The 7,832-nt window shown below is 66.2% G+C and carries 8 protein-coding genes; 4 read left to right on the top strand and 4 right to left on the bottom strand.

Annotated features, from left to right (window positions below):
• Positions 1-233: 233 nt before the first annotated feature.
• From QRO93_RS18080 to QRO93_RS18070, 3 genes are all read right to left on the bottom strand, one after another.
• Positions 234-1,136 (bottom strand): sulfurtransferase, encoded by a 903-nt coding sequence (locus tag QRO93_RS18080; RefSeq protein ID WP_180878288.1) that lies wholly within the window; start codon positions 1,134-1,136, stop codon positions 234-236.
• Positions 1,133-1,945 (bottom strand): CoA pyrophosphatase, encoded by an 813-nt coding sequence (locus QRO93_RS18075; protein ID WP_180878287.1) that lies wholly within the window; start codon positions 1,943-1,945, stop codon positions 1,133-1,135. Before QRO93_RS18075 ends, QRO93_RS18080 begins: the two co-directional genes overlap by 4 nt.
• Positions 1,946-2,047: 102 nt before the next feature.
• Positions 2,048-2,749 (bottom strand): FKBP-type peptidyl-prolyl cis-trans isomerase N-terminal domain-containing protein, encoded by a 702-nt coding sequence (locus QRO93_RS18070; RefSeq protein WP_005408797.1) that lies wholly within the window; start codon positions 2,747-2,749, stop codon positions 2,048-2,050.
• 167 nt (positions 2,750-2,916) lie between these two features.
• Between QRO93_RS18070 and QRO93_RS18065 the strand changes: the two genes are divergently transcribed.
• The 3 genes from QRO93_RS18065 to nth are packed head-to-tail and all read left to right on the top strand — an operon-like array spanning position 2,917 to position 4,749.
• Complete coding sequence (locus tag QRO93_RS18065) at positions 2,917-3,699, top strand: enoyl-CoA hydratase/isomerase family protein (RefSeq protein ID WP_053512055.1); 783 nt, start codon at positions 2,917-2,919, stop codon at positions 3,697-3,699.
• Positions 3,700-3,703: 4 nt separating this feature from the next.
• Positions 3,704-4,057: a hypothetical protein gene (locus tag QRO93_RS18060; RefSeq protein ID WP_164086143.1), complete on the top strand. Its 354-nt coding sequence runs from the start codon at positions 3,704-3,706 to the stop codon at positions 4,055-4,057.
• Positions 4,057-4,749, top strand: a complete 693-nt coding sequence (gene nth, locus QRO93_RS18055) for an endonuclease III (RefSeq protein ID WP_285304309.1) — start codon at positions 4,057-4,059, stop codon at positions 4,747-4,749. The genes QRO93_RS18060 and nth overlap by 1 nt, the downstream gene beginning before the upstream one ends.
• A 78-nt stretch (positions 4,750-4,827) precedes the next feature.
• Here the strand turns inward: nth and QRO93_RS18050 are convergent, their stop codons facing one another.
• Positions 4,828-6,060, bottom strand: a complete 1,233-nt coding sequence (locus tag QRO93_RS18050) for a porin (protein ID WP_053449245.1) — start codon at positions 6,058-6,060, stop codon at positions 4,828-4,830.
• A gap of 497 nt (positions 6,061-6,557) precedes the next feature.
• On the opposite strand from QRO93_RS18050, the gene pstS reads away from it, so the two are divergent.
• Entirely contained in the window at positions 6,558-7,574 is a 1,017-nt protein-coding gene (gene pstS, locus QRO93_RS18045) for a phosphate ABC transporter substrate-binding protein PstS (protein WP_008267138.1), read from the top strand.
• Positions 7,575-7,832 lie beyond the last annotated feature (258 nt).

The raw sequence follows: 7,832 nt of genomic DNA, 5'->3' as shown, positions 1-7,832 counted from the left end.
ACGCCGTAAATACGTCCATGTAGGCTCGGTCGCCGCATCCATGCGGCTCACGCCCCCGCAACCGGACCCACCCCGCCTTCGACAGATTCCGGCTGCTGTGGGTGGGTGTCGACCTTGGTCGACACGGTAGATCCACGACATGCGTGGATGAACGTCGAATCGATCGGAACGAGCCTTTGTAGAGTCGAGCCATGCTCGACTGCTTCATGCGCGATGCGTGCGAGGGTACGAGCTCAGGCGCCGGTCGCCACCGGGCGGCTGCTGTCGCTGACCCAACCGCTCCAGGAGTCGGCGTAGATGCGTGCGCCGGACAAACCGGCCGATTCCATCGCCAGCAGCAGATGGCAGGCCGTCACGCCAGAGCCGCACATCAGCACCACCTGTTGCGGATCGCGGTTGCCGATCACGCCCTGCAGTTCGGCGCGCAGTTCCTGTGCATCACGCAGGCGGCCGTCGAGGACGTTCAGGGCGAACGGCCGGTTGACCGCACCCGGTACGTGGCCGGCGACCGGGTCCAGCGGCTCCACCTCGCCGCGGAAACGTTCGCCCGCACGGGCGTCGACCAGCCAACCCGGCGCGTGCTTCAGCCGCGCAGAGATTTCATCGGCATTGGCGATCTGGGTGGTATCGAAACGCCCCGGATAGGCCGGCAGCGCTGCCGCCGCCTCCTGCCCCGTTGCCAGCGGATGGCCGGCAGCCTGCCAGGCGGCGATGCCGCCGTCGAGCACCGCCACCCGGCCATGGCCGAGCAGGCGCAGCAACCACCACAGCCGCGCGGCGGCCATGCTGCCGTCGCTGCCGTCGTAGACCACCACCTGGGTATCCGGACCAATGCCCCATTGGCCCAGCTTCGCGGCGAAGGCGTCGCTGTCCGGCAGCGGATGGCGACCATGGCCCACGCGCGACAGGTCGGACAGGTCGCGATTGAGATCGGCGTAGACCGCACCCGGGATGTGCCCTGCAAGGTACTGGCCGCCACCGGCCTGCGGATCAGCCAGCGAGGACCGCGCATCGACCACGCGTACGGCGGTACTGGCAGTAGCACGTGCGTCGACCACGCGAACGCCCTCGCCCAATGCAGCGGCCAGGGTGGCGACATCGACCAGGGTGGTCCACGGCGGATCGATCGGCTTCATTGCACTTGCTCCAGGCGGCGACGCAGGTTGTAGAGGATGGCCGCGGTCGCGCCCCAGATGCGCTGGCCCGGCCAGCCGTATTCAAGGACGTGGCGGATGCGGCCGCGATGATTGATTTCGACCTGGCGCAGGTTGTCGGCAGCCATCAGGTAATCCAGCGGCACCTCGAACACCTCGGCCACTTCGCTGGGTTGTGGCACCGGCACGAAGTCCGGATCGACCACCGCCACCACCGGCGTGACCCGGTAACCGGTGATCGTCACGAAGGGATCCAGGTATCCCAGCGCCTGCACCTGGCCGGGCGCCAGCGCGATTTCTTCCTGGCTCTCGCGCAGCGCAGCGGCCAGTGCATCGGGGTCGTCCGGTTCGGTGCGTCCGCCGGGGAAGCCAACCTGGCCACCATGGGTGCGCAGGGTTTCGGTGCGACGGGTGAGGATGACCTGTGCGCCGTTGGCGCGCGGCACGATGCCGGCCAGCACGGCGGCTTCCACGGGTGGCCCGGGCGGCAGCAGGTCACTCAGTTCGCTGCGGTTCCAGCCGTCGCCGGCCGGCGGCACGGCCAGCGGATGCAGCGCGCGCATCAGGCGTTCGTGGTCGGCCAGCGAGCCGCGCAGCGATTGCTGAAGCTGTTCGCGCAGCGGTTGCACGCGATGCAGGATGCGGCTGCGTTCCTCGTTGCTCATCGACGACCACCTTGCGATCTCGTCGAGATGCCGCCCGCAGCCGGTGCACTGCCGGTCTGGATCCAGCTTGCACACTCCGATGCAGGGACTTGCGACAACACGCGCCGATTCTTCCGTTGTTTGCACCCTGCAACAGTAGCGCGAATGGCCTGGATTTGCGCGCCACGCATTGCGCAAACAAAAACGCGCCGGTGGGATCACCGGCGCGTTTCGTTTACGGCTTCGATATTACTTGACGCTGACCAGCTTGATCTCGAACTGCACAGCCACGTTCGGCGGGAACGGGGTGCGCGGGTCGGCACCGTAGGCCTGGTCCGGCGGCAGGGTGACTTCCCACTTCGAGCCTGCCGGCATCTGCAGCAGGGTCTCGCGCATGGCCTTCATTTCGACTTCGCTGACCTTGATCGACGGGATCTGCTGGGCCGGACGGGCTTCGGTCGGACGCTGGCCGTACGGGAACGGACCGGCCACTTCCAGCTGCACGGTGCTGGCCTGGGTCGGCTTGGCACCCTTGCCGGCTTCGATCACGCGGTACTGGACGCCGCTCGGCAGGGACTGCACGCCGGCCTTGGCCTTGTTCGCCGCGATGAACTGATCGCTCTTGGTCTTGTTTTCGGCAGCAGCCTTTTCGTACTCGGCCTTGGCGGCCTGGGCACGGCCCTGCTCGCGCTTCTGGAACGCTTCAACGGCCGGCTTCAGCTGCTCGGCGGTGATCGCCGGCTGCTTCTTGGCGTAGGCGTCCTGCAGACCCTTCACCACCGAGTTGATGTCCAGCTGCTCACCGCGACCGGTCAGCTCCGCCAGGTTGTTGCCGTAGTCGTAACCGAAGTAGTAGCTCAGCTTGCCCTTTTCGGACGAAACGTCCTGGGCGAAGGCATTGCCCGTCAGGGCCAGGGCCGCGACGGCGACCGCGATAGAACGCAACTTCATCAAACAGTTCTCCAGGGGTGGTAACTCAGGGACGTTCTGCGCCGCCCTGAGGCGACGGGTTAGGATAACGGGCGCAACGTGTAACCGCTACTCACGATGCAGGCTATGACCCGTCTGCGTTCGCGGAGTTCAATATCACTTTTTTTTAACGTTCCAGGAGTTTCCCCGTGGCCGATGCCCTGATCGCTGTCGCCGACGACGGCGCCATCCGCACCGTGACCGTCCAGCGCCCGGACAAGCTCAACGCCCTCAATGCCGCGACCCTGCAGGCCCTGGCCGAGGCGTTCAGCGCCGCCGCCGCCGACCCGGAGGTACGCGTGGTGGTGCTGACCGGCGCCGGCCCCAAGGCCTTCGTGGCCGGCGCCGACATCGCCGAGATGAACACGCTCAGCGCCGTTCAGGGACGTGATTTCTCGCTGCTCGGCCAGGGCCTGATGCGCCAGATCGAACGCATGCCCAAGCCAGTCATCGCGCGCGTGAATGGTTTTGCGCTGGGTGGCGGCCTGGAACTGGCGATGGCCTGCCACCTGCGCATCGCCGCCGATACCGCCAAGGTCGGCCAACCGGAAATCAACCTCGGCCTGATCCCGGGCTTCGGTGGCAGCCAGCGCCTGCTGCGCCTGTGCGGCCGTGCCGCCACCCTGGAGCTGTGCCTGCTGGGTGCACCGGTCAATGCAGCACGTGCGCTGGAACTGGGCATCGTCAACGAGGTGGTGCCTGCCGACGCGCTGGACAGCCGCGTGCAGGACGTGGCCCGCCAGCTGGCACGTTCGGCGCCGCTGGCGCTGCGTGGCCTGCTCGATGCGGTGCACGTGGGCGGCGAGTGCAGCCTGGAAGCGGGCCTGGAGTACGAAAGCGCACAGTTCGGCCTGCTGTTTGCCACCGAGGACATGCGCGAAGGCACCAGTGCCTTCCTGCAGCGCCGTCCGCCCGCCTTCCAGAACCGCTGACGCCATGGCATCCCGACCCAACCCTGCGCAGCTGTTCGCCCGGGTCCAGGCAGACGATCTCGATGGCGCCCTGCAGGCCGGGCTGATGGACTATGTCGCCCGTGCCGGCGACGAACAGTTGCTGCCCGGCCACCCCGAGTTGCCGCAGCGCCTGCAGCAGGCCCAGCAGCAGCTGCACGCCGCGTGGGCCGCGCGCGAACGCTACCGCGCCCGTGCGGTGCGGCTGGCACGCCGAGAGGCCGAACGCGACGCACGTCGGACACCGGCCCCGGCGCCGGACGTGAAGCCGGCCCTGCCCGCGGCAGCGGCGGCCATCCTCGCCCGGGCCAAGGCCCGCGCCACCGGCAAGGAGCAGTAATGGCCACGGTGAAGAAGACCGCGCGCGCACCGGCGCGCCGTGGCGGCGTGATGCCGCGTGCCGACGTGGTGGAAATGTTCACCCGCCTGCGCGAACTCAATCCGCACCCGAAGACCGAACTGGAATACAGCTCGCCGCTCGAACTGCTGGTGGCGGTGGCGCTGTCGGCACAGGCCACCGACGTCGGCGTCAACAAGGCCACGCGCCGCCTGTTCCCGGTGGCCAACACGCCGGCGAAGATCCTCGCGCTGGGCGAGGACGGCCTGAAGCAGTACATCGCCACCATCGGCCTGTTCAACGCCAAGGCGAAGAACGTGATCGCCACCTGCGCGATCCTGCTGGAGAAGCATGGCGGCGAAGTACCGCGTGACCGCGATGCGCTGGAGGCGCTGCCCGGCGTCGGCCGCAAGACCGCCAACGTGGTGCTCAACACGGCGTTCGGCGAGCCGGTGATGGCGGTGGATACGCATATCTTCCGCGTGGCCAACCGCACCGGGCTGGCCCCCGGCAAGAACGTGCGCGAGGTGGAAGACAAACTGGTGAAGGCGATTCCGGCCGAGTTCCTGCTCGACGCGCATCACTGGCTGATCCTGCACGGCCGCTATGTGTGCAAAGCGCGCAAGCCGGATTGCCCGGGCTGCGTGATTGCCGACCTGTGCCGGTTCAAGGACAAGACCACGGCCGAAGCGTGACGCGGACCGTGTTGTGACGAAACGAAGACGGCGGGCACCAGGCCCGCCGTCTCGCTTTCAGACACTGTTTTCAGATGATCAGAACGACAGGTCGCCCCAGACGCCGAATTCCTTGGTCTTGTCGTTCTTCTTGTCGCCGGCGTTGGCCAGGTGCGTGTACTTGTACACGGTCGACAGCTTGAGGTTCTTCATGACCGGGAACTCGACACCGACGTTCCAGTACTTGTCGCTCAGGGTCGGGTCCAGGGTCTTGCTGACGTCGGTGTCATCGTAACGACCGAACACGTTGATGCCGCCGTCGGTGACGCGCACGCTGCCCCACACCGACCAGCCGCTGGTCTTGTCGGTGGCAACGGTCAGCACGTTGTTGAGGTTCTTGGCCTGGAAGTACTCGCCACCGACGCGGAAGTTGCTGTCGGCGTAGGCCACCATCGCGTTGGCGCGGGTGTAGGTGTTCTCGGCGCTCTGGATGTCGGTTTCCTTGCCCAGCTTGCCGCTGTAGCCACCGACGGCGACCACGAAGTTCTCGTTCGGGGTGTAGGCCACGCGGCCTTCCACGTCCATGCCCTTGCTGCGGGTCGGGTTCTTGTAACCGGCGCCGGACACGACCGAGACGGCGTAGTTGAAGTTGTTGCCCAGGTTGCCGAAGCCATGCAGGCCCCAGTCGGACGAGTTGCCGTACTTCAGGCGATCGGTCAGGGTGTTCTCGACATAACGCATGCCGTAGAACTTCTCGACGTACGGGATCCACGGCATGTCGGCGGCACCGACGCGCAGGTTGAAGGCCGGGTCGAAGCTGCCCTGCACGTAAGCCTTCTTGACGAACAGTTCGGTATTGCCGATGGCCGAGCTGTACTGGAAGTCGGTGGTCAGGTTCGCCGACCAGATGTCGTTGAACTTGTGGTCGACGGTCAGGTAGAAGCGCTTGACGTCCAGACCGGTGCCACTGGCGGCGGTGTCCTTGCCGTTGCTGGTCTTGTCGATGTTGGTCAGGTCGAAGAACATGCGACCGCCGATCTTGTTGTCATTGACCAGCTTGGCCAGCTTGTCGACGCTGGTCTGGGTCTTCTGTGCACCTTCCAGGGCCTGGGCCTGGGTGATGTTCACTTCGGACTGCGCGTCGGACTGCGCCTGCAGCGCCTGCGAGTCGCTCTGCAGCTGCTGGACCTGGGCCTGCAGAGCAGCGATCTGCGCCTGCAGCTGCTGCAGCTGTGCCTGGGATACGCCCGTGCTGGCGGGAGCTGCGAAGGCGTCGGCGGAAACCAGACCGAGGCTTGCAACGACCGCGGCGGCGAGCAAATGGGAACGCATTTTGGATTTCTCCAGAGGGTTGGAATGGCTTGGGCAGAACGCCACGCCGGCAGGCCGGTCAAGCGTTTTGCGAACATTCCGTTAAAACCATGACAGCCGAATGACAACCTGAGCACCAACCACAGATTTCTTCGTGCGGTCATGCGTACGACGCATTTGTCGCGCCATCCTTGTCGATCCCTTGCGGCATATGGCGTGATGTATCGGGGCCGACGCGCAGGCCGCCCGCCGCGCGGCATCCACCTGCCGCCCGGTTGCGCACGAAAAACGCCGGATCGCTGCGGAATGCCCGGAGCACGCATGCATCGGACAGGCCGTCAGCGACATATAGAAAGGGGTCACAACGGGGGCGTCGTTCCTTCACGCCCCTGCCGCACAGGCGCCGGGCAGCGCTGTCATGGATGCGTCATACAACGGTCCCTGCGCTGTCATCGAACCGTTATGGAATGTGCACCGGGCGGGTAACCCCGCATCCCAATCAACCCAGGAGCCACCCCGTGATCCACGCCTTCAAGTCGCGCGTTGCCGTTGCCGTCTTCGCAGCGTCGTCCGTGTTCGCCGCCAACGCCGCTGAAATCACCGGCGCGGGCGCCTCGTTCATCTACCCGGTGATGTCGAAGTGGTCGGCCGACTACAACGCCGCCACCAGCAACAAGGTCAACTACCAGTCGATCGGCTCCGGCGGTGGTATCGCCCAGATCAAGGCCAAGACCGTTGATTTCGGCTCGTCCGACGCCCCGCTGAAGCCGGAAGAACTGGCTGCTTCGGGCCTGGCCCAGTTCCCGTCGGTGATCGGCGGCGTGGTGCCGGTGGTCAACGTGGCCGGCATCGCTCCGGGCGCGCTGAAGCTGGACGGCACCGTGCTGGCCAACATCTTCCTGGGCAAGATCAAGACCTGGAACGACCCGGCCATCGCCGCGCTGAACCCGGGCCTGACCCTGCCGAGCGCCAAGATCACCGTCGTGCACCGTTCGGACGGTTCGGGCACCACCTTCAACTTCGTCAACTACCTGTCCAAGGTCAGCCCGGAGTGGAAGAGCTCGGTCGGTGAAGGCACCTCGGTCCAGTGGCCGGCCGGCATCGGCGGCAAGGGCAACGAAGGCGTTGCTGCCTACGTGAAGCAGATCAAGGGCGGCATCGGCTACGTCGAACTGTCCTACGCACTGCAGAACAAGCTGTCGTACACCGCGATGAAGAATGCCGCCGGCAAGTTCGTGCAGCCGAGCGATGCCTCGTTCGCCGCCGCTGCCGCCAGCGCCGACTGGGCCAGCGCCAAGGACTTCTACCTGGTGATGACCAACGCCCCGGGCGCCGAGTCCTGGCCGATCACCGCCACCAACTTCATCCTGGTGCACAAGAAGCCGAAGAACGCTGCCAACGGCAAGGCCACCCAGGAGTTCTTCCGCTGGGTCTACAAGAGCGGCGACGCCCAGGCGCGCCAGCTTGACTACGTGCCGCTGCCGGACAGCCTGGTCCGCCAGATCGAGACCTACTGGTCGCAGAACCTGAAGTAAGCAAGCGCGTTCCCCCGCAGGAACGGGATCGGCGGGTCCTCTCTCCCCCGCCGATCCCACCCGGGCGCGAGATCCTCGAGATCTCGCGCCTTTCTCGTTTGCCGGTGGCGTCGAGCTTGCTCGACTGCCCCGGGTGGGTAGAGTCGAGCTTGCTCGACTGCTCCTGGTCGGCCCTGGTCGAGCAAGCTCGACTCTACGAAGGGCCAAGGACTCGGCTGGGTGCTGGAGTGTGCGGACCAACGGTCCGCACCTACCGAG

The sequence above is a fragment of the Stenotrophomonas maltophilia group sp. Smal17 genome, assembly GCF_030237045.1.
GTDB lineage: Bacteria > Pseudomonadota > Gammaproteobacteria > Xanthomonadales > Xanthomonadaceae > Stenotrophomonas > Stenotrophomonas forensis.
The sequence above is the reverse complement of the archived record's forward strand: the minus strand, read 5'-3'. Positions and strand labels throughout refer to the sequence as shown.